The sequence below is a fragment of the Nocardioides eburneiflavus genome, from assembly GCF_004785795.1.
GTDB classification, from domain to species: domain Bacteria; phylum Actinomycetota; class Actinomycetes; order Propionibacteriales; family Nocardioidaceae; genus Nocardioides; species Nocardioides eburneiflavus.
In genome coordinates this window covers 1,222,811-1,243,103 of record NZ_SRRO01000001.1, presented here as the reverse complement: position 1 = coordinate 1,243,103, position 20,293 = coordinate 1,222,811, and the positions used below count along the sequence as shown (strand labels likewise).

Sequence of the window (20,293 nt, the reverse complement as noted above, 5' to 3'; positions counted from 1 at the left end):
CGAGACGCGTCAGCGCGCGCGGCGTACGTCGTAGTGGGTCGTCCCCTTGACCTTGTCGTCCCCGCAGGACTGCCGGCGCACGGGGCCGGGGACGGCCACGACATCGTCGCGCGGGTCGCCGCCCCCGAGGACGTGCAGCTCGCGGACCTGCTCCTCCCCGGACCGGCCCGCCCGCCCCCGGGTGACGCCGGGAGGTACCTCACCCCGGGCGACGGCCTCGCAGGCGGCGAGCGCGGAGGCGGTGTCGAGGCGCCCGAGGGCGAGCCCGCTCGGCAGCGCGAGCAGGGTGCCCGAGAAGCGGTGGCCGCCGAGGTGGGTCGTCTCCCACGTGCCCTCGGGCCACTCCTGGGCGAGCAGGCCGGCGATCGGCCGGCCCAGCTCGGCGCAGCACCGGTCGCGCTTGCCGTTGGTGCAGACCAGCCAGAGCGGCCCGTCGTACGCCGGCAGCGCCGTCGGGTCGTCGAGGTCGAGGTCGAGGAGGTCCTCCGGCCGGTCGAGCACCGTGCCGCGGACGGCGTAGCCGTCGTCAGTGGCGCTCGCGCGGAAGACCCGGGTGCCGGGGCCGGCGCTGCCGTCGTAGCGACGCAGCAGGAAGACCTTGAGGTCGAGCGCGGCGAGGTGCTCGCGCACGGACTCGGGCAGCCGGTTGTCGGCGACCGCGTCGCGCCCCCAGGGGCCGGGGCACTCGACGAGCAGGATCTCCGGGTCGGTGGGCGCGGTGCCGACGATCGGCTCGTCATCGGTCAGGCTGGCGAGCGAGCAACGGAAGTCGGGCACGGGGGAAGTCTGACGGACGGGTGTCAGGGACTGCCCAGCAGGACGTTGACGTCGGTGATCCGGCCCGCCCCGTCGGTCCACACCTGGATGGCGGACTCCTCGAGGCAGGCCCGCGGCCGGCGGGTGACCAGGCTCCACGACGACGGAAGCCGGCGCACGATGTCCCGCGGCAGCGCCACGTCCTTGACCGGGCAGAAGAAGGGCGGCACGTCGCGGTCGGCCATCGGCCCGGCGGACAGCAGGTCGAGGACGCCCACCTCGGTGCGCTCGGCGTAGGCGACGTCGATCGTCCACTCGTCGGGTTCGGTGGCCTGCGCCGCGGTGAGGGTCCGGACCGGACGGTTGGCCACGAGGAAGCGGACCTGTTGGGCGAGCACGGGGAGGGCCTCCGTGCCACGCGCCCACGCCTCGAGCCGACGCGCGGCGGTCGCCGCCAGCGGGAACGCACAGGTCGCGGCGAGGGGCGCCCGGGAGACGACGACCCGGATCGTCCCACCCGGTCGGACCTGCGCACCCGGTGCCGGTCGCTGTGACAGCACGACGCCCGGCCCGCACCGGGACCGGGCGCGCACGTCGAGGCGTACGCCCTCAGGCGCCAGGGCGCGACGCACGTCGGACAGACGAGCCCCGACCAGGACACCGACGCGGACCGGGGCGCCGTCGTCGACGACGGTGTGACTGGCGGCCGGAGCGTCCGGGCCGGGGTCGGGCGACGAGCTCGCCGGTGTGGGCAGCGGGTCGGCGCCGGGGGCGCTCGAACAACCTGCGAGCAGGGCGAGCACGGCGACGGCGACGGCGTTCCTCACGACTGTCGGACGCGCGGGCGGACGCGGCGGTTGCGGCCGTCTCAGAGCAGTCCCCGGCGCCGGGCGAGCGCGGCGGCCTCGGTGCGCGAGGCCGCGTCGAGCTTGGCGAGCACGTTGGAGACGTGGACCGAGACCGTCTTGGTGCTGATGAAGAGCTGCTTGCCGATCTCGCCGTTGGTGCGCCCCTCGGCGACGAGGGCGAGGATCTCCGACTCGCGCGGGGTGAGCATCGCGACCTCGGTGGACGCCGCGGGCGACGCGGTCGAGCCCTGCACCGTGAGCTCGGCGAGCAGGGCCCGGGCCCGCATCGCGTGCGCCGCCTCCCGCGCCAGGTCGGCGACCTGGCGGGCACCTGCCGCGTCGCCGGTCGCGCGCAGGACCCCGGCGAGGCGTACGCGGGCCTGGGCGACCTCGGGCACGCTGCCGTAGTCGAGGGCCGTCTCCTCAGCGGCCCGCCAGGCCGCGACGAGCTCCTCGGCCGACGGCGGCTCGACCTGGGCGAGCCATCGCCAGCGCAGGTGCTCGGCCGCGCGCCGCGCCACCCACATGCGGTACTCGGGGCCGTGGCTGTGGTCGTAGGGGGCGTAGAAGTCGATCACCCGGGCCCCGTCGGCGTGCACGCGCTCGACGTCGGCGGCAGCTGCGGCGCGCTCGTCGGCCGACTGGTGGGCGGCCGCGGTGGCGAAGGCACCGATGACGAGGGTCGAGAGCCGGAGCCGGGCCTGGAACCAGTCGTGCCAGAGGGGCACGACGGCCGCGACGACCTCGTCGTAGACCGTGAGCGCCACGGCGGCGTCCCCGGCGGACGCGGCCCGCATCAGCTCGGCGCTGCCGGCGCTGATCGCGGTCAGGCCGTCGCTGCGCCAGTAGTCGCGCAGTCGCTCGAGCGCCTTGCTGTGGGTGTCACCGCGGATGCCGATGGTGATGAGCATCTGGTGGGCGAAGTAGAGCCACTCGTAGGCCATCGGCGGGTCCTGGCCGGTGACGTCGAGGAGCGCCCACGCCTCGTCGAGCCGGCCCTGGTGGGTCATCGCGACCGCGAGGAGCAGGCGCGCCTCGGCGGGGTAGGGCGACCACGCGAGTCCGCCGACCTCGCTGCGGGCGAGGACCTCGCCGTAGACCTCGACCGCCCGGTCGAGCTCGCCGCGGTCGTGGTGGAGCCGGCCCAGGAAGTAGAGGGCGCGCAGCTCCGGCTCGATCAGCCCGGCCCGCCTGGCCCGCTCGGCGGCCGCGCGCCATCCGGTGCCGGGGTCCTCGCCGCCCGCCGGGTCGAGCCCGGCCAGGGTCGTGTGGAGCTCGACGGCCAGGCTGGTCAGGTCGTTGCGCTCGGCGATCTCGAGGGCCTCGAGCGCCGCGGTGCGCGCCTCGTCGGCCCGCCAGCTCCGCATGGTCTCGGCGTGCACGGACAGAGCCTTGGCGAGCAGCTTGGGCGGCCCGTCGCGCAGCAGCTCGACCGCCTCGGAGGCGATCTCGTGCGGTGACTCGGTGGTGTCGGTGAGCATCAGCGCCGACGCGAGGGTGGTGAGCAGCTGGCCGCGGTCGGTGCCGCTGTCGGCGCCGTCCGTGGGCAGCGTCGCGAGCCGGGCGCGCAGCACCTTGACCGCCTTGGGCACCCGACCGGCGGCGACGAGCGCCTCGGCGCACCGGCGGGCCAGGGCGTGGGGGTCGACGTCGGGGACGGGCGTACGGGAGGTGTCGATCAGCTCGAGCGCGTCGAGGAGGTGGGTGGCCGCCTCCGACGGACCACCGACGGCGAGGGCCTCCTCGCCGGCCTCGATCGAGGCGCGGATCGCGACCGGTCGGTCGTCGGCGCGGCGGGCGTGCTGGGCGAGCTCGGCCGCGGTCCCGATCGCGCGTCCCTCCCCCAGCGCCGACACGAAGTCGGCGTGCAGCCGCATCCGCTCGCCCGGCAGCAGGTCGTCGTAGACGGCCTCGCCGAGCAGCGCGTGCCGGAAGGCGTAGGTGCCGCCCCGCGAGGCGACGAGGACGTGTGCCTCGACGGCGGTGCGCAGCGCCGCCTCGAGCTCGGTGGAGCCGAGGTCGGACACCGCGGCCAGCAGGCCGTGGCTCACCTGGCGGCCGGCGACCGAGACGAGGCGTACGACCTGGCGGGTCGTGTCGTCGAGGCGGTCGAGGTGGACGAGGAGCAGGTCGGCGAGCTCGCCGGGCACCTGGCCGGACCACGCCGCACCGACGAGCTCCTCGACGAAGAACGGGTTGCCCTCGGCGCGGTCGACGATGGAGACGTACTCCGCCTCGGACATCGTCGCGGGGTGCAGCGCGCGCACGAGGCGGCGTACGGCGTCGTCGGCGAGCGGCTCGAGCTGGAGCCGGTCGACGCCGCGCAGCCGCATCCACTCCGCGACCTGACGGCGCAGCGGGTGGCGGCGGTGGAGGTCGTCGGCGCGGTAGGAGACGACGAGCGAGACGCCCGGCACGGGGCGGGAGAACAGGTAGCTCAGCATGTCGCGGGTGGACTCGTCGGCCCAGTGGGCGTCCTCCACCATCACGAGGAGGGGTGCCTGCTCGGCGACGGCGGAGAGGAGGTCGCCGAACGCGTCGTAGACGTTGCCGCGGTCGAGGGCCTGGTCGCCCGACGCGGTCTCGCTGCTGCGGATCCGGCGACCGGGCTGGAGGCGGGCGAGCGTGGGGTGCTGCTCGAGGACCCGCGACGCGACGTCGGGGTGCTCGGCCATGACACGGCCGAGGACCTCGGAGAAGGGGAGGTAGGGCAGGGAGGAGTCGGCGAGGTCGAGGCAGTGCCCGACGACGGCCTGCCACCCGGCCTCGAGCGCCGCGTCGCGCAGGGAGATCAGCAGCCGGGTCTTGCCGACGCCGGCGTCGCCGGCGAGCAGCATCGCCCGGGCGGCCTGCTCGGCGGGCGCACCAACGGACATGCGAATGCCGAGCTGGGCAGTCAGCTGCTCCAGCTCGGCATCGCGTCCGATGAGATCGGTGGTCCGCAGGGCCGGCACGGACGACATTCTGTCCTGTCGGTCCGACACTGGCGGGTCGATCGCGGTGCGGGTCACTTCCGGGTGTCGTCGGTGCGGACGCGGGTCCAGCGGCGGTGGCCGTAGTCCTTGCGGATCCTGTCCTGTCGGTAGGCGATCTCGGCACCCAGGAAGCTGTCGGTGGTGAACATGTGCTTCTCCTCAGCTCATCGGCCCTTTCTGGACCGTGAGTAGAGATTCCGTCCATGAGGTAGGGGCGGACATCGGGCGCGTGCCCTATTCGCGGGCGGCGGGCTACCTCAGACGGCCTCCGAGCGGCGTACGGCGGGGCCTGAGGTAGGGCAGGCGGGGTAGTCCACAGGCCCCGCCCCCACCCCCGGATAGTCCGCTGCGAATGACCGGTCCTCGGGGGCCGGGCACCGGCTTTCTGCAGCGGACTACCGCGAGGGGTCAGCGGGAGCTGTGGACGACGGGTCGCCCGGCCTGCCAGACCCCGGCCACGAGCGGGACCCCGGGGCGGTAGGCCAGGTGGACGTACGACGGGGCGTCGAGGAGGACGAGGTCGGCGGCCTTGCCGGGGGCGAGCACGCCGACGTCGTCACGGTCGAGGGCGGCCGCTCCCGTCGCGGTGGCGGCGTGCAGCGCCTCGGCGGGGCTCATCCGCATCTCCCGCACCGCGAGCGCGATGCACAGCGCCATCGAGGAGGTGAAGCACGAGCCCGGGTTGCAGTCGCTCGCCAGGGCCACGCGTACGCCGGCGTCGAGGAGGCCGCGCGCGTCGGGGTAGGGATGCCGGGTGGAGAACTCCACGCCCGGCAGCAGCGTGGCGATGGTGCCGCTCGACGCGAGCGCGGCGACGTCGGCGTCGGAGAGGTACGTGCAGTGGTCCACCGCGACGAGGCCGAGCTCGCACGCGAGCCGGACACCCCCGCCGTACGTCAGCTGGTTGGCGTGGAGCCGCCCGCGCAGGCCGCTGTCGGTGCCGGCCTGCAGGATGGCTCGTGCCTGGTCGACGTCGAAGGCGCCGTCCTCGCAGAACACGTCGATCCACCGGGCGTGCGGTGCTGCCGCCGCGAGCATGGGGCCGGTGACGAGAGCGACGTAGTCCTCGGAGGTGGTGTCGGCGGGCACGACGTGGGCGCCGAGGAACGTGGTCTCGTCGGTGAACTGCCGGGCCACCGCGAGACTGCGTGCCTCGTCGTGGACCGACAACCCGTAGCCGCTCTTGATCTCGACGGAGGTGGTGCCCTGGGCCCGCATCTCGGCGACGAGCCGGGCGACGTGGGAGGTGAGCTGCTCGTCGGTGGCGGCACGGGTCCTCGCGACCGTCCTGCGGATGCCGCCGGCGGTGTAGGGCTGGCCGGTCATCCGCGCCTCGAACTCCGCCGAGCGGTCGCCGGCGAAGACGAGGTGGCTGTGGGAGTCGACGAAGCCGGGGATGACGGCGCGCCCGCCGGCGTCCACCTGCACGTCGGCGGCGGGGGCGTCCGCGGCCGGGCCGACCCAGGCGACGTGGCTGCCCTCGACCACGACCGCGGCGTCGGTCAGCAGGCCGAGGAGCCCGCCCTGCTCGGCGCGAGCGGGGTCGTTGGTCACCAGCTCCCCGATGCCGGTGATGACGGTGGTCGTCATGGCTGCTCCTCCCAGATGCGGGTGATCACGTCGTCGAGCTCACGCCCGATCGTGGCTCGGTCGCCGTCCTCGACGACCCAGCGGCCGTCGACCATCACGCGGCGCACGTCCTCGGCGACGGCGGCGAAGACGGCGGTGTTCTCGTCGCGGCCGGTGCCGGCGGTGCGGGGCGAGGCCGGGTCGAGCACGACGAGGTCGGCGCGCTTCCCGACGGCGATCGCGCCCGCGTCGGCCCAGCCGAGCGAGGCGTGCCCGTCGGTCGTGGCGGCGGTGAGCAGCTCGGCGGCCGTCCAGTGCCCGCGCTGCTGCGTGGCGAGGCGCTCGTCGAGCTCCACCGCGCGCATCTCCTCGAAGAGATCGATGACCGCGTGGCTGTCCGAGCCGAGCGTCAGCCGGGCGCCGGCGTCGTGCAGGGCCCGCGAGGGTCCGATGCCGTCACCGAGGTCGCGCTCGGTGGTCGGGCAGAAGCTCGCGTACGACCGGGCCGCCCCGATCAGCGCGATGTCGTCGCCGGTGAGGTGGGTGGCGTGGACGAGGCTGGTGGTCGGGCGCAGCAGGTCGTGGTCAGCGAGCAGCCGCGCGGGCGTGACGCCGTACGCGTCGAGGCAGGCGGCGTTCTCGGCGACCTGCTCGGAGAGGTGCACGTGGAACGGTCGGTCCCCGACCCACGACGCCACCGCCCCCAGGTCGTCAGCGGGCACCGCGCGTACGGAGTGCACCGCCGCACCCACGCGGATCCCCTCGATGGTCCATGTCGAGGCCTCGAAACCACTCACCCGCTCGATCCACCTCTCCACCGACCCGTCGCTGTAGCGCACCTGCGCGCCCTCGGGCGGCGCTCCGAAGCCCGACGAGAGGTAGAGCGTGTCGAGCAGGGTGACCCGGATCCCGGCCTCCCGGGCCGCGTGCACGAGCGCTTCACCCATCTCGTTCGCGTCGGCGTGGGGCGTGCCGTCGGGCTGGTGGTGGAGGTAGTGGAACTCCCCGACACAGGTGATGCCGGCGGCCGCCATCTCGCGGTATGTCGCCCGCGCGAGGGCGAGGTAGGCGTCGGGGCCGAGCCGTGCGGCGACGGCGTACATCTGGTCGCGCCAGGTCCAGAAGGAGCCGCGCTCGCGCTGGGTGCGGCCGCGCAGCGCACGGTGGAAGGCGTGGCTGTGGGTGTTGGCGAGGCCGGGGACGACCAGGCCGCGCACCGGGACCGCGCGCGGCGGGTCGCTGTCGGGGGCGACCGAGGTGAAGCGACCGTCCTCGACCTCGACGAGGACGTCCTCGTGGACGCGGTCGCCGAGCCAGGCGCGCTCGAGGAGGTACGCCGTCACGCGGTGGCCCCTGGACCCGCCAGCTCGGCCAGCACGTCGGCGAGCGCCTCGACGCCGGCCAGGCAGTCGGGCATCTCGGCGTGCTCGTCGGGCGAGTGGGAGACACCGGTCGGGTTGCGGACGAACACCATCGCCGTCGGGATGCCCGCGTCGGACAGGACGCCGGCGTCGTGGCCGGCCTGGGTCGGGATCACGGGCCAGTCGCCGAGCCCGGCCAGCCGCGCGGCCAGGTCGGGGTCGAAGGCGACCGAGCCGGAGACGGACTCGGCGGTGACGGTGAGCGCGGTGCCGTCGCGACCCGCACGGTCGTCGGCCTGCCGCTCGACCGCCGCGACCAGCTCGGCGAGGGCGTCGTCGGAGGACGCGCGGGCGTCGAGCCAGGCGGTGACGAGCGACGGGACCGCGTTGGTGCCGTTGGGCTCGACGGCGATCCGCCCGAACGTCGCGCGCTGCCCGGCGAGCCGGGCCTGCTTGTTGGCCGCCAGAGCGGTCATCGCATAGGTGAGCATCGGGTCGCGCCGGTCCTCCATGCGCGTGCTGCCCGCGTGGTTGGCCTGGCCGGTGAAGTCGAACCGCCACCGCCCGTGCGGCCAGATCTCGCTGGCCAGCCCGACGGCGACGTCGCGGTCGACGAGGTCACGGCCCTGCTCGACGTGCAGCTCGACGAAGGTGCCGACCCGGTCCAGCGACAGCAGCCCGGCCGACGGGTCGAGCCCGGCGGCCTCGACGGCGTCGCCCAGGAAGGTCCCGTCGCGGTCGCGGAGCTCGCGGGCGACGTCCCACGTCGTGGCGCCGGTGACCAGCCTCGAGCCCAGGCACGCGCGACCGAACCGCGAGCCCTCCTCCTCCACGAAGACGCCGATCCCGACGGGACGGCTGGGCTCGAAGCCCCGCCCCCGCAGCGTGTCGACCGCCGCCAGCGCGGACACGACGCCCAGCGGCCCGTCGTACGCTCCTCCGTCGAGCACCGAGTCGAGGTGCGAGCCGGTGAGGACGCCGGGACGGCCGGAGTCGGCGGCGGGCTCCCACCACGCGACCTGGTTGCCGATGCCGTCGGTCTCCACCGTCAGCCCGCGCGCGGCGCAGGCCTCGCCGAACCACGACCGGAGCTCGGTCTCGGCCGAGGCCCAGGGCTGACGGAAGTAGCCGCCCGAGGACGCCGCCCGTCCGACCGGCGCCAGGTCGCGCCACATCTGCTCGAAGTCCGGGGTCTCGGCCATGCGGCCAGTCCACCGGGATCGTCGTGCCGGGTCAACGAGCGGCCGCGGCAAGTCGTCTCGGATCCGAGACGTGGATTCGAGGCTCGCTCCGCTCGCGCCAGCGACGAGCCTCGAAACCACGATGATGGGGGCCATGGAGTTCCGTGAGGTCGTACGCCGCCGGCGGATGGTGCGCCGCTACGCCGACACCCCGGTGGACCCGGCGGTCGTCGACCGGATGCTCGAGCACGCCCAGCGCGCACCCAACGCGGGCTTCACGCAGGGCTGGGCGTTCCTGGTGCTCGACACCCCCGAGGACGTCGCCCTGTTCTGGGAGTCGACCGGCGCCGACACCGGCGCGCACAACACCTGGCTCGACGGGATGCGTACGGCCCCGGTCGTGATCGTGCCCCTGACGAGCAAGGCTGCCTACCTCGACCGGTACGCCCAGCCCGACAAGGGCTGGACCGACCGGAGCGAGGACCGCTGGCCGGTGCCCTACTGGTTCGTGGACACCGGCATGGCCGCGCTGCTGGTCCTCCAGACGGCCGTCGACGAGGGCCTCGGCGCCTGCTTCTTCGGCGTCCCCGCCGGGCACCTCGACTCCTTCCGGGATGCGTTCGGCGTGCCCGACAGCCACGCGCCCGTCGGCGCGATCACCGTCGGCCACCGGGTCGCCGACGCGGGCGCCGCGGGGTCACCGGCGCGTCGGGAGCGGCGTACGAATCTCGTCCACCGCGGCCGCTGGAGCACTACGGTCACCCCATGACCGACCGCGTGGTCGCCGCCTTGCAGGCCCTCGTCCGCATCCCGACCGTCTCCGACCGCGACCCCGCACGAGTCGACACGGGTGCCTTCGACCGGCTGCTGGTCGAGCTCGCGACGCAGTTCCCGCTGCTGCACGAGCGCCTCGACCTGACCCACGTCGGCACGCACGGCCTGCTGCTCCACTGGCCGGGCGCGAGCGACGCGCGGCCGGTGGTGCTGATGGCCCACCTCGACGTCGTGCCCGTCGACACTGAGGCGCCGTGGCGGCACGACCCCTTCGGCGGCGAGGTCCACGACTCCGACGTCGGGCCGGCGGTCTGGGGCCGTGGCACCCTCGACGACAAGGGTTGCGTCGCGGCGATCTGCGACGCCGTCGAGTCGCTGCTCGAGGCCGGGCACGTGCCGGCCCAGGACGTGTGGCTGTCGTTCGGCTGCGACGAGGAGGTCAGCGGTACGGCGGCAGTCGAGGCGGTCGAGGTGCTGCGCGAGCGCCGGGTGACGCCGTGGCTCGTTCTCGACGAGGGCGGCGCGATCGCAGGCGGCGCCTTCCCCGGCGTGAAGGTGCCCCTGGGCGTCATCGGCGTCACCGAGAAGGGGACCACCTCCCTCGAGCTCGTCGCCGAGGGCCGCGGCGGGCACGCCTCGACCCCGGCGCGCAACGGTCCGACAGCCCGCCTGGCGCGGGCGATCCTGCGCGTCGAGAAGTCGCCCTTCCCGGCCTCGGCCCCCGCGCCCACGCTCGAGCTGATGCGGCGCCTGGCCCCGCACGTCCCGCTGCCGCTGCGCCCGGTGCTCAAGCCCCTGCTGGGGCGCGCCGATCGGCTGGCCCCGGTGGTCACCCGGGCCCTGCTCGCGGCCGGCCCGGAGGCCGCAGCGATGACGCGTACGACGGTCGCGACCACCACCCTCAGCGGGTCACCTGCCCTCAACGTGATCGCCTCGACCGCGAAGGCCGGGCTCAACATCCGCGTGATGGTGGGCGACACGGTCGCCGGCGTGGTCGAGCACATCAGGAAGGCGGTCGACGACGAGTCGATCCGCATCGTCGTGGTCGAGTCGGGCGAGCCGTCGCCGGTCTCCCCCATGGACGAGGCCTTCGAGCTGCTCGAGGACTGCATCGGCGAGGTGTTCCCCGAGGCGGTCGCCACGCCCTACGTGATGATGGCCGCCACCGACTCGCGCCACTTCACCGCGATCAGCGAGCACGTCTACCGCTTCGCCCCCTTCCGGATGACCAAGGCGCAGCGCCAGGCCATCCACTCCTACGACGAGCACATCGGCGTCGCCGACCTCGTCGACGGCGCCCGCTGGTACGCGCGGCTGATCGAGAGGCTTCCCTCATGACGGGTTCCGACAGGCCCGACCAGCGGGAGGCGATGCAGGCACCGCCGACCCACACCGCGGCGAAGGGCCTGGCCACGATCGTCGGCTTCCTGGTCCTGGTGGAGGTCGCGAGCGGCGTCCTCCAAGGCTACTACACCCCGATCTACCCGCAGATCGCCGAGCACCTCGCGATCAGCGAGGGCGACATCAACTGGTTCGAGGCGGCGCAGCTGATCGTCAGCGCCCTGTGCATCCCGCTGCTGGCGCGCCTCGGCGACCTGGTCGGCCACAAGCGGGTGCTGCTGATCTCGACTGCCGTGACAGCGCTCGGCTCGTGGTGGCTGGCGTTCGCCCCGACCTTCACGACCTTCCTCGTCGGGTGGGCGATCCAGGGTGCGTACGTCGTGTGGCTGCCGCTGGAGATCGCGATCATCCACCGGCGCACCCGGTCGTCGGGCCGCCAGGAGCTGCTGACCCGGCGCGGCGCCGCGGTCCTCGTCGGCTCGCTCGAGCTCGCGGTGATCATCGGCGCGGTGAGCAGCGGGCTGCTCGTCGAGACGATGGACATGAACCTGCTCCTCGCGCTGCCCGCCGTCGTCGTGACCGCCGTGTTCTTCGTGATCCTCTTCGGCATCGAGCAGGTGCCCGGCGACGACACCGGCGGCGTCGACTGGACCGGTCTCGCGCTCGTGACCGCCGCCCTCGGCGTGCTCATGGGCGGGCTGGTGTGGCTGCGGCTCGACGGCGCGGGCTCGCTGCTCGGCTGGTCGACGATCGCGGTGTCGGTCGCCGTGTTCACCGCCTTCTGGCGCTTCGAGCTCGCGCACCCGGAGCCGATCGTCGACGTACGCCTCCTGTCGAGCCCGGCCCAGTGGCCGGTGCAGCTGACGGCCTTCCTGTTCGGCATCCCGGTCCTCGGCGGCCAGATCCCGCTGTCGACGTACGCCCAGGCCGACCCGGCCGAGCGCGGCTACGGCCTCGGGGCGGACCCGGCCTTCATCTCCACCCTGATCGGTCTCTACGTCGTGACGCTGGCGATCGGCGCGTTCACGCTGCCGCTCACGACCCGGCTGCTGGGAGGCGTACGCCGGGCGCTGGTCGTGGCGTGCTGCCTCGTCGGGCTGGGCTACCTGCTGTGGTTGCCGTTCAACTCCGAGACCTGGCAGGCGCTGGTCAACATGGGCATCGCCGGCCTCGGGTCGGGCGCGCTCGTCGCCGCCCTCCCCGCGGCCGCCGCGGCCGCCGCCCCTCCCGAGCGCACGGGCATCGCGACCGGGATGACCAACGGCACCAAGACCGTCGGCGGGGCCATCGCGTCCGCGATCTTCGCGATCGCGCTCACCGCCACCGGCTCCCTCGACGCGACGTCGGAGCAGGTCGCGCCGTTCAACGGCTACCTCACGGTGTGGGCGGTGTGCTCGGGTGCGGCGTTCCTCGCGGCGCTGGCGCTGCTGGCCGCCCCGCGGCACGCGTTCAGCGACCGGCCGACCACCTCGGCGATGCACTAGGTTCTTGCCCATGACTCGGGGGAATCGAGCGCGCCTGGCTGCGCTCACGACGGCACTGCTCACCCTTCCGCTCCTCTCCGGTCCGCCGGCGCTCGCCGCGGACCGTACGCCCACCGCCGAGGTGGCGACGGACGCCCGGGCGGCGGGGCGCACGCCCTCCCGGCTGCCCGGGGGCGGGAAGACCGTCTTCGGCAAGAAGCGCTTCCTCACCGCCTACTACGGCACCGCTGGCACCAGCTCCCTGGGTGTCCTCGGGGAGACCGACCCCGATCGCGCGTTCAGCCGGATCGTGCGTGCCGGCACGCCGTTCCTCCAGCGCGGCGAACGGCTCCTCCCGGTCTACGAGCTGATCGTCACCGTCGCCGACGGCGCAGACGCCCCCGGCGCCGACGGCGACCATGCCCACGACGTCCTGCACAGCCGCGTCCAGTCCTACATCGACGCCGCGCGCCGCAACGGCGTCCTGCTGCTGCTCGACCTCCAGCCCGGCCGCACCGACTTCCTCTCGACCGCCAAGCGGTGGCAGTGGGCGCTGGAGGACCCGTGGGTCGGCTTGGCGCTCGACCCCGAGTGGCGGGTCGGGCCGGGAGAGTTCCCCGGGCAGACGATCGGGTCGGTCTCCGCGCGCGAGATCAACCGCACGGCCGGCTGGCTGTCGCGGCTGACCCGGGACAACGGCCTGCCGCAGAAGCTGTTCGTCATCCACCAGTTCACGCCCGGGATGGTCCCCGACATCCGCAAGGTCCGTCGGCGCGACGGGCTGGCGATGGTGCAGCACGTCGACGGCTTCGGCAGCCCGGCCGACAAGCTCGCGACCTACCGCAACGTCGCCGTGCCGCGGAAGTTCACCATGGGCTTCAAGGTCTTCTACGACGAGGACGTCCCGCGGATGCGTCCCAAGCAGGTGCGCCGTGCCCTGCCCGACGTCCGCTTCGTGTCCTACCAGTAGGCGTCAGCGCATTGGACGCGGCGCGTGCGAGGCGGCGATGACGCTGTCGTCGCTCGGCATCAGGAACCACAGCAGCGGGTAGACGAGGAACTGGCTGCCGGGCAGCACCATCAGCAGCACCACGAAGAGCAGCCGGGAGACCCACGGCCCGAGGCCGAAGCGACGCCCCACCCCTGCGCAGACGCCGCCCAGGATGCCCCGGCCCGCGGAGCGTACGAACCCGTGACGGGCGAAGGTGGCGCGGACGGTGTCCATGGGGGGTCCTCCGGAGGATGCGGTGGTGGTCGTTGCACTCCAGCGTGCCTCGCCGGCGGCCACCGCGCCATCGGGATCTCCCCCTGCCCCACCCCGAGGTGTGCCCCGGGGGGCGCGTCAGGCGCCGGCGCCGGGGCGCTGGGCGGGTGCGCTGAAGGGAGACGCTGGCCGCTCCTGCGCGACGCCGTCGACCGACACGTCCACGAGCTCGTTGTAGAAGGCGATGCGTCCGGCGACGGCTCCGACCGCAGGCGCGGGCGACGAGTAGGACCAGGCGACGTTGGGCAGGCCGGGCGGACCCGGCCACGTCCAGTAGGAGTCGGCGCGCCCCTTGTAGGGACACACGGAGGTGTTGTCGGTCGGCTCGAGCAGGTCGAGGCGGACGTCCTCGACGGGCAGGTAGTAGCGCGTCGGCAGGTCCGTCTCGAACAGCAGCACCGGGCGGTCGCTGCTCGCGAGCGTCACGCCGTCGACGGCGATCTCCACGTGACGGCTGCTCGACAGCACCTCCACCCGCTTGTGCGGGTCGCGGGGATGCCCGGTGACCGGCTCGTCCTCCTCGGTCCAGTCGAGCCGCCCCGGCTCCCAGGTCAGCACGACCCGGTCCTGCACCGGCTCTGCGTCGAGGGTCCACGCGCCGGCCCGCAGCACCCGGTCGCCCACCCGGAGGTCGTACCACTGCGCCACCGGGAGCTGCGGGCCGAAGAACGAGAAGCCGTCGCGTGCCGGCGCCGGAGCGGGATCCAGGGCGCCGTCCGCGACCTCGTCGCGACGGAAGGCGTAGACGGGCGGGAAGTGGCCCTGCCACACCAGGAGGGGTTCGCGCGACTCGACGACCAGTCGGTCGCCGAGGCGTCCCCGCACCCACTTGTCGATGGTCTCGGTCCGCAGCACCCGTCCAGTGTGCTCCGACTCCCGTGCCCCGGCCACAGGTCTGACGCGGTGACCCGCGGCGACGACCGCCGGCGTCCTAGGCTTGGTGCACCGGAGGTGATCTCTCGTGTCCGACCGCGACCCCACAGCCGACCGTCCCGGCGCCGAGCCCGTACGCCGCGAGCGCGAACGGGAGGACCGCACCGGCCGATCCGCAGCGGCAGCCCGGATCGCGCAGCAGGCCATGTGGGTCGACCTGCAGGTCCGGCAGGCGATGGAGCGCGGGGACTTCGACGACCTGCCCGGCCAGGGCAAGCCGATCGAGGACCTCGGCGTCGAGCACGACCCCGACTGGTGGGTGAAGAAGCTCGTCGAGCGCGAGAACATCGCCCTCCTCCCGCCGGCGCTGGGGCTGCGCAAGGAGGACGCCGAGCTGGAGGCCCGGCTCGACGCGATCACCGTCGAGCGGGAGGTGCGCCGCGAGCTCGAGGACTTCAACCGGAGGGTGGTGGAGACCCGCCGGCAGCTGCAGGGCGGCCCTCCGGTGGTCACGGCGGTGCGCGACGTCGACGCCGAGGTGGCCGCGTGGACGCAGCGACGTACGGCGCGGATCGAGGCCCAGCGTGCGTCACGCGCGGCGGCGGCGGAGGCGTCCCCTCGCGAGCTGACGTGGTGGCGGCGCCGACGCACCCGCCGGGACCGGTCCTGACCGGCGATTGCCTGGCTCGGCCACCGGGACGACACTCGGAGGATGACCTCCGACGCGGTCTCCCCCGTGCGGCTCGCGCGAGGGCGGCGCGACTGGCGCGCGGTCCACGCGGGCCTCGCGGGCGCCCGCGACGAGCTCTCGACCAGCGACCTCGGGCTGTTGGCGGAGGCTGCCTGGTGGCTCGGTGACTCACCCGAGTCGATGGCGGTATCCGAGCGGGCGTACACGCGTCTGATCGCGGAGGGTGAGACCCACCGGGCGGCGGACCGGGCGCTGCGACTGGCGCTGCAGTGGATGGTCCGCGGCGACGTGTCGGTGGGGATGGCATGGCTGGCCCGCGCGCGCCGGGTCGTCGCCGACCTCCCCCGCGGCGTGCTGCACGGCTACCTCCTCTACGTCGACGCGGCCGCCGACCTGGACCTGACCGGCTCGCCCGAGGACGCGGACGAGGCCGCGCGCCAGATCGACGTGCTGGCGCGAGAGCACGACGACCCGACCCTCCGCAGCTTCGCGCTGGTCATCCGCGGGCTGGCGGCCGTGCGCCGCGGGCACACGCGCGAGGGCTTCGCCGACCTCGACCAGGCGATGCTCCCCGTGGTCGCCGGCCAGGTCGACGCGCTCTGGTCGGGAGACCTCTACTGCACGGTCATCCACCTGTGCGACGAGCTCGGCGACCTAGCCCGGATGCGCGCGTGGACCGAGGGGATGACCCGGTGGGCGGAGCCGCAGGGCCGCAGCTTCATGTACGCCCACGTGGCCCGCATCCACGAGCTCCAGCTGCTGGTCGCCGAGGGTGCGTGGGAGACGGTGGAGGCCGAGCTAGGTGCGCGGAGCGCCGACCTGGTCGGTGCGCACGGCTGGCTCGCCGGCGAGGGCTACTACACGCTGGGCGAGGTGCGCCGGCTGCGCGGCGACGCGGCGGGCGCCCGGGAGGCGTACGGCCTCGCTCGCGCGCTCAACCACGACGCGCTCCCCGGCGCTGCGCTGCTGACGGCTGCCGGCGGCAGCCCCGGCGAGGCCCTCGACGAGCTGCGCGTCGGCCTGGCTGACGCGACCCGGCTCGGTCGCGCCCGGATGCTGCCCGCCGCGGTCGACCTGTCCCTGGCCGAGGGCGAGCCGGCGTACGCCCGCACGCTGGCGGCCGAGCTGGAGGAGACCGCGGAGTGGTTCTCCACGCCCGGCCTCCTCGCGCGGGCGGCGCAGGCGCGCGCCGCGATCCTGGTCGCCGAGGACCGTCCGGCGGACGCGGTGGTCCTGCTCGAGCAGGCGGCCGCGGTCCACCGGCAGCAGCGCCACCGCCACGCGACGGCGACCGTGCACGAGGCACTCGCGCGCGCCCACCGTGCGGCAGGTCGGCCGGACCGGGCGGACGCCGCGGCCGCGACCGCGCTCGCGATCCACCGCCAGCTCGGTGCCGTGCCCGACGTCGTACGCCTCTCCGGGGGCGCGCACCGCCCGTGCGGGCTGACGGAGCGGGAGCTGGAGGTGCTGAGAGCCGTCGCGGCCGGCGCGACCAACCGGGAGGTCGCCGTCGCGCTGGTGATCAGCGAGAAGACGGTCGGCCGCCACCTCGCCAACATCTTCACCAAGGTCGGGGTCGGCACGCGCACCGCCGCCGCGGCGTGGGCGCGCGACAACGGCGTGGCCTGAGGCGTACGCCCCACGCCCTGCGCCGCGGATGGGGTGTCTGCCCGACGCGCCGGCCGCCGCGGCGCTCCTAGCGTCGGGAGCACACCACCCACCCCAGGAGGACGCCATGACCACCCTCGACGCCGCACCCGCCGGCAGCACCGGCACCGAGACCTCCGAGGCCGCCCACGCGCCCGACCCCGACGAGGTGGCGGGCCGGGTCGTCCGGATCCTCAACGACGGGGCGATCTGCGGGCTCGCCAGCCTCGGCCACGAGCTGGGGCTGTTCGACACCCTGGCCGCTCTCCCTCCGGCCACGAGCGTCCAGGTCGCCGACGCGGCCGGGCTCGACGAGCGCTACGTGCGCGAGTGGCTCGCCGGCATGGTGACCGCAGGGTTCGTGCGGTACGCCCCGGCCGAGCGCACGTACCACCTCGATCCCGACCACGCGCCGTTCCTCACCGGCAACGGGGCCGACAACCTGGCGCGGACGATGCGCTTCACCTCCCTCATGGGACTCGTGCAGCCCAAGGTGGTCGAGGTGTTCCGTCGCGGCGGCGGACTCTCCTACGACGACTACCCCGGCTTCCACCACCTGCAGGCCGCCGACAGCGCGGCCGTCAACGACGCGTCGCTGCTCGACACGATCATCCCGCTCACCGGCGTGGTCGACCGGCTCGAGGAGGGCATCGTCGTCGCCGACATCGGGTGCGGCGAGGGGCACGCGATCAACCTCCTCGCGCGGGCGTACCCGGCCAGCGCCTTCGTCGGCTACGACTTCAGCAGCGAGGCCCTCGACACAGCGCGCGCCGAGGCCGCTGCGTGGGGGCTGGCCAACGTGCGCTTCGAGGTGCTCGACGTCGCGCGATGGGAGGAGGTCGCGGCGTACGACCTCGTCACCACCTTCGACGCGATCCACGACCAGGCGCACCCTGCCACGGTCCTGGCGAACATCCGCCGTGCCCTGCGCCCGGACGGGTGCTACCTGATGGTCGACATCAAGGCCTCCAGCAACCTCGAGGACAACCTCGACCTCCCGTGGGCCTCGTTCCTGTACGCCGTGTCGACCGTGCACTGCATGTCGGTCTCGCTCGGGCAGGGCGGGGACGGCCTGGGCACGGCGTGGGGGGTGCAGACGGCCGAGCGGATGGTCCGCGAGGCAGGGTTCTCCGAGGTGGTGGTCCACGACCTGGAGGCCGATCCGTTCAACGCCTACTTCGTCGCTCGCCCGTGAGCGGTGACGCCCGGAGCACGGCACCGCCGTCGAGAGACATGCGTCATACCCACCCCGCCTACGCGGCGGTAGTTTGCGCACCATGACTCGACCTGCCAAGGACTTCTTCGCGCCCCTCGCCGTCGGCGCTCCCGCGCCGCTGCGCGAGATCCCGGCCCGCCCGAGCCGCGCCATCCACTTCTTCGACCCGGGCAACGAGAAGATGGCCGCCAAGGTCCCCGACATGGTCGGCACCGTCGACGTGCTGCTCGGCAACCTCGAGGACGCGGTCAAGGCGGAGAACAAGGAGAAGTCGCGCCAGGGCCTGGTCGACATCGGGAAGAGCACTGACTTCGGTCCGACCCAGTTCTGGACCCGGATCAACTCCCTCGACAGCCCGTGGGTGCTCGACGACCTCACCACGCTCGTCCCGGAGATCGGCGACAAGCTCGACGTGATCATGGTGCCGAAGGTGCAGGGCGCCGAGGACATCCACTACGTCGACCGGCTGCTCGCCCAGCTCGAGGCCAGGGCAGGGCTGACGAAGCCGCTGCAGGTCCACGCGATCCTCGAGACCGCGCGCGGCGTGGCCAACATCGAGGAGATCTGCGCGGCCAGCCCGCGCATGCAGGGCCTCTCCCTCGGCCCGGCCGACCTCGCCGCCGACCGCCGGATGAAGACCACCCGCGTCGGCGGCGGCCACCCCGGCTACCTCGTCCGGCAGGACCCGGCGCGCGACGACCTCGGCGTGCCGCAGTACGACGCGCAGCGCACGACCTACCAGCAGGACCTGTGGCACTACACGATCGCCCGGATGGTCGACGCGTGCGCGATGCACGGCATCTACCCCTACTACGGTCCGTTCGGGGACATCAAGGACACCGTCGCGTGCGAGGACCAGTTCCGCAACGCGTTCCTGCTCGGCTGCGTCGGCGCCTGGAGCCTGCACCCGGTCCAAATCACGATCGCCAACAAGGTCTTCTCCCCCAGCGTCGAGGACGTCGCGCACGCCCGCCGGGTCATCGCCGCGATGGGCGACGGCACGGGCGCGGTGATGATCGACGGCAAGATGGAGGACGACGCCTCGGTGAAGCAGTGCCGGGTGATGGTGGCCCTCGCCGACGCGCTCGCCGCCATCGACCCCGAGCTCAAGGAGCAGTACGACCGGATCGAGGTTGCCGATGTCTGAGTTCACCCCCCTCCGCTCCGTCCTCTACATGCCCAGCTCCAACGAGCGGGCGCTGGAGAAGGCGAAGTCGATCGCGTGCGACGGCCTGATCCTCGACCTCGAGGACGCCGTCGCCCCCGACGCCAAGCCCGCCGCCCGTGAGGCGGCAGCCGCCGCGGCCGCCAGCGGCGAGTACGGCCGGCGTACGGTCACCATCCGCGTCAACGGCATCGGCACCGAGTGGCACGACGACGACGTCGTCGCCGCCAGCCAGGCGGGCCCGGCCGCGATCGTGGTGCCCAAGGTCGACAGCGCCGACGAGGTCGCCCAGCTCGTGGCGGCCATGGAGAAGGCCGGCGCACCGGACCACACGATGCTGTGGGCGATGGTCGAGACGCCCGTCGCGATCCTGTCCGCGCTCGAGATCGCGCGCGCCTCGCAGCGCCTCGGCGCCTTCGTGCTCGGCACCAACGACCTCGTCAAGGAGCTGTACGCCGAGCACGTGCCGGGTCGCGGCCCGATCCTCCCGAGCCTGCACACCGCGCTGCTCGCCGGCCGCGCCGCCGGCATCGCGGTGGTCGACGGCGTCTACAACGACGTCAAGGACACCGACGGCTTCCTCGCCGAGTGCGAGCAGGGCCGCCAGATGGGCTTCGACGGCAAGACCCTCATCCACCCCGGGCAGGTCGAGGGCGCCAACGCCGCCTTCGCCCCGAGCGAGCAGGCGGTCGAGGACGCGCGCGGGCTCATCGCCGCGTGGGAGGACGGCAAGGGCGCCGGGGTCGTGACCCACAACGGCAGGATGGTGGAGAACCTCCACGTCGAGTCGGCCCGCCGCACGCTGGCGATCCATGAGTCGATCCTGGCCCTCGGCACCGACTGACCCGGTCGCCACGGCTCCGGACCGGCGGCAACGGTGGACACACCCTCACCCGGAGGGGCGAACCCGACTTTTCAAAGGGTCGGAGGAGCGGCAGAGTGATCCGGCGGCCACCCACCGTGGGCGGGCCGCATGACCAAGGAGGCAAACCCCATGATTGTCCTCGGACTGATCCTGCTCATCCTCGGGCTCCTGCTGCCCCAGAGCATCCTGACCACCATCGGCATCATCCTGATCGTCGTCGGCCTGGTCCTGAACTTCGTGCCGATCGGGGGCTCCAGCCGCCGGGTCTGGTAGCAGCACGTCGCCTTCGTCGGGCCTCGGACAC

Annotated in this window: 18 protein-coding genes; 10 read left to right on the top strand and 8 right to left on the bottom strand. The window is 73.8% G+C overall.

Features of this window, described 5'->3' with window-relative positions; translation table 11 throughout:
- Positions 1-9: 9 nt before the first annotated feature.
- The 6 genes from EXE59_RS23665 to EXE59_RS05795 all read right to left on the bottom strand — a co-directional run bounded on the left by EXE59_RS23665 (position 10) and on the right by EXE59_RS05795 (position 8,711).
- Positions 10-777, bottom strand: coding sequence for a sucrase ferredoxin (locus EXE59_RS23665; RefSeq protein ID WP_168218414.1), 768 nt, complete (start codon positions 775-777; stop codon positions 10-12).
- 23 nt (positions 778-800) lie between these two features.
- A complete protein-coding gene (locus tag EXE59_RS05815) occupies positions 801-1,583 on the bottom strand; it encodes a PASTA domain-containing protein (protein WP_168218413.1) in 783 nt (260 codons plus the stop codon).
- A gap of 41 nt (positions 1,584-1,624) precedes the next feature.
- Complete coding sequence (locus EXE59_RS05810; RefSeq protein ID WP_168218412.1) at positions 1,625-4,558, bottom strand: helix-turn-helix transcriptional regulator; 2,934 nt, start codon at positions 4,556-4,558, stop codon at positions 1,625-1,627.
- Positions 4,559-4,987: 429 nt separating this feature from the next.
- Entirely contained in the window at positions 4,988-6,169 is a 1,182-nt protein-coding gene (gene hutI / locus EXE59_RS05805; RefSeq protein ID WP_210428898.1) for an imidazolonepropionase, read from the bottom strand.
- Positions 6,166-7,491 (bottom strand): formimidoylglutamate deiminase, encoded by a 1,326-nt coding sequence (locus tag EXE59_RS05800; protein ID WP_135838053.1) that lies wholly within the window; start codon positions 7,489-7,491, stop codon positions 6,166-6,168. The genes hutI and EXE59_RS05800 overlap by 4 nt, the downstream gene beginning before the upstream one ends.
- The gene (locus tag EXE59_RS05795; protein ID WP_210428897.1) at positions 7,488-8,711 is read right to left on the bottom strand and encodes an allantoate amidohydrolase; all 1,224 of its coding nucleotides are present in this window, start codon (positions 8,709-8,711) and stop codon (positions 7,488-7,490) included. The genes EXE59_RS05800 and EXE59_RS05795 overlap by 4 nt, the downstream gene beginning before the upstream one ends.
- 133 nt (positions 8,712-8,844) lie before the next feature.
- On the opposite strand from EXE59_RS05795, the gene EXE59_RS05790 reads away from it, so the two are divergent.
- The 4 genes from EXE59_RS05790 to EXE59_RS05775 are packed head-to-tail and all read left to right on the top strand — an operon-like array spanning position 8,845 to position 13,238.
- On the top strand, positions 8,845-9,459 hold the full coding sequence (locus EXE59_RS05790) for a nitroreductase family protein (protein ID WP_135838052.1): 615 nt from the start codon (positions 8,845-8,847) through the stop codon (positions 9,457-9,459).
- Positions 9,456-10,802: a M20/M25/M40 family metallo-hydrolase gene (locus tag EXE59_RS05785; RefSeq protein WP_135838051.1), complete on the top strand. Its 1,347-nt coding sequence runs from the start codon at positions 9,456-9,458 to the stop codon at positions 10,800-10,802. The genes EXE59_RS05790 and EXE59_RS05785 overlap by 4 nt, the downstream gene beginning before the upstream one ends.
- Positions 10,799-12,289, top strand: a complete 1,491-nt coding sequence (locus EXE59_RS05780; RefSeq protein ID WP_246056546.1) for an MFS transporter — start codon at positions 10,799-10,801, stop codon at positions 12,287-12,289. The genes EXE59_RS05785 and EXE59_RS05780 overlap by 4 nt, the downstream gene beginning before the upstream one ends.
- 10 nt (positions 12,290-12,299) lie before the next feature.
- On the top strand, positions 12,300-13,238 hold the full coding sequence (locus tag EXE59_RS05775; RefSeq protein ID WP_135838050.1) for a hypothetical protein: 939 nt from the start codon (positions 12,300-12,302) through the stop codon (positions 13,236-13,238).
- A 3-nt stretch (positions 13,239-13,241) separates the two neighbouring features.
- On the opposite strand, the gene EXE59_RS05770 is transcribed toward EXE59_RS05775, so the two are convergent.
- Entirely contained in the window at positions 13,242-13,493 is a 252-nt protein-coding gene (locus EXE59_RS05770; RefSeq protein WP_135838049.1) for a PspC domain-containing protein, read from the bottom strand.
- Between the two features lie 117 nt (positions 13,494-13,610).
- Positions 13,611-14,387 (bottom strand): DUF427 domain-containing protein, encoded by a 777-nt coding sequence (locus EXE59_RS05765; RefSeq protein WP_135838048.1) that lies wholly within the window; start codon positions 14,385-14,387, stop codon positions 13,611-13,613.
- Between the two features lie 106 nt (positions 14,388-14,493).
- Between EXE59_RS05765 and EXE59_RS05760 the strand changes: the two genes are divergently transcribed.
- The 6 genes from EXE59_RS05760 to EXE59_RS23660 all read left to right on the top strand — a co-directional run bounded on the left by EXE59_RS05760 (position 14,494) and on the right by EXE59_RS23660 (position 20,262).
- A complete protein-coding gene (locus EXE59_RS05760; RefSeq protein ID WP_246056544.1) occupies positions 14,494-15,075 on the top strand; it encodes a DnaJ family domain-containing protein in 582 nt (193 codons plus the stop codon).
- A gap of 42 nt (positions 15,076-15,117) precedes the next feature.
- A complete protein-coding gene (locus EXE59_RS05755; RefSeq protein ID WP_135838047.1) occupies positions 15,118-16,725 on the top strand; it encodes a helix-turn-helix transcriptional regulator in 1,608 nt (535 codons plus the stop codon).
- A gap of 106 nt (positions 16,726-16,831) precedes the next feature.
- A complete protein-coding gene (locus EXE59_RS05750; RefSeq protein WP_135838046.1) occupies positions 16,832-17,938 on the top strand; it encodes a class I SAM-dependent methyltransferase in 1,107 nt (368 codons plus the stop codon).
- Between the two features lie 82 nt (positions 17,939-18,020).
- Positions 18,021-19,106, top strand: coding sequence for an HpcH/HpaI aldolase/citrate lyase family protein (locus EXE59_RS05745; RefSeq protein WP_135838045.1), 1,086 nt, complete (start codon positions 18,021-18,023; stop codon positions 19,104-19,106).
- Positions 19,099-19,968 carry an HpcH/HpaI aldolase/citrate lyase family protein gene (locus EXE59_RS05740; RefSeq protein ID WP_135838044.1) on the top strand — a complete coding sequence of 290 codons (870 nt, stop codon included), beginning with the start codon at positions 19,099-19,101 and terminating at the stop codon, positions 19,966-19,968. Before EXE59_RS05745 ends, EXE59_RS05740 begins: the two co-directional genes overlap by 8 nt.
- 150 nt (positions 19,969-20,118) lie before the next feature.
- On the top strand, positions 20,119-20,262 hold the full coding sequence (locus EXE59_RS23660) for a hypothetical protein (RefSeq protein ID WP_165355940.1): 144 nt from the start codon (positions 20,119-20,121) through the stop codon (positions 20,260-20,262).
- Positions 20,263-20,293 lie beyond the last annotated feature (31 nt).

Coding starts and splice junctions, on each gene's coding strand:
- hutI (WP_210428898.1), bottom strand. CDS start 6,169: ATGACGACCACCGTCATCACCGGCATCGGGGAGCTGGTGACCAACGAC.
- EXE59_RS05795 (WP_210428897.1), bottom strand. CDS start 8,711: ATGGCCGAGACCCCGGACTTCGAGCAGATGTGGCGCGACCTGGCGCCG.
- EXE59_RS05790 (WP_135838052.1), top strand. CDS start 8,845: ATGGAGTTCCGTGAGGTCGTACGCCGCCGGCGGATGGTGCGCCGCTAC.
- EXE59_RS05785 (WP_135838051.1), top strand. CDS start 9,456: ATGACCGACCGCGTGGTCGCCGCCTTGCAGGCCCTCGTCCGCATCCCG.
- EXE59_RS05780 (WP_246056546.1), top strand. CDS start 10,799: ATGACGGGTTCCGACAGGCCCGACCAGCGGGAGGCGATGCAGGCACCG.
- EXE59_RS05775 (WP_135838050.1), top strand. CDS start 12,300: ATGACTCGGGGGAATCGAGCGCGCCTGGCTGCGCTCACGACGGCACTG.
- EXE59_RS05770 (WP_135838049.1), bottom strand. CDS start 13,493: ATGGACACCGTCCGCGCCACCTTCGCCCGTCACGGGTTCGTACGCTCC.
- EXE59_RS05755 (WP_135838047.1), top strand. CDS start 15,118: ATGACCTCCGACGCGGTCTCCCCCGTGCGGCTCGCGCGAGGGCGGCGC.
- EXE59_RS05750 (WP_135838046.1), top strand. CDS start 16,832: ATGACCACCCTCGACGCCGCACCCGCCGGCAGCACCGGCACCGAGACC.
- EXE59_RS05745 (WP_135838045.1), top strand. CDS start 18,021: ATGACTCGACCTGCCAAGGACTTCTTCGCGCCCCTCGCCGTCGGCGCT.
- EXE59_RS05740 (WP_135838044.1), top strand. CDS start 19,099: ATGTCTGAGTTCACCCCCCTCCGCTCCGTCCTCTACATGCCCAGCTCC.
- EXE59_RS23660 (WP_165355940.1), top strand. CDS start 20,119: ATGATTGTCCTCGGACTGATCCTGCTCATCCTCGGGCTCCTGCTGCCC.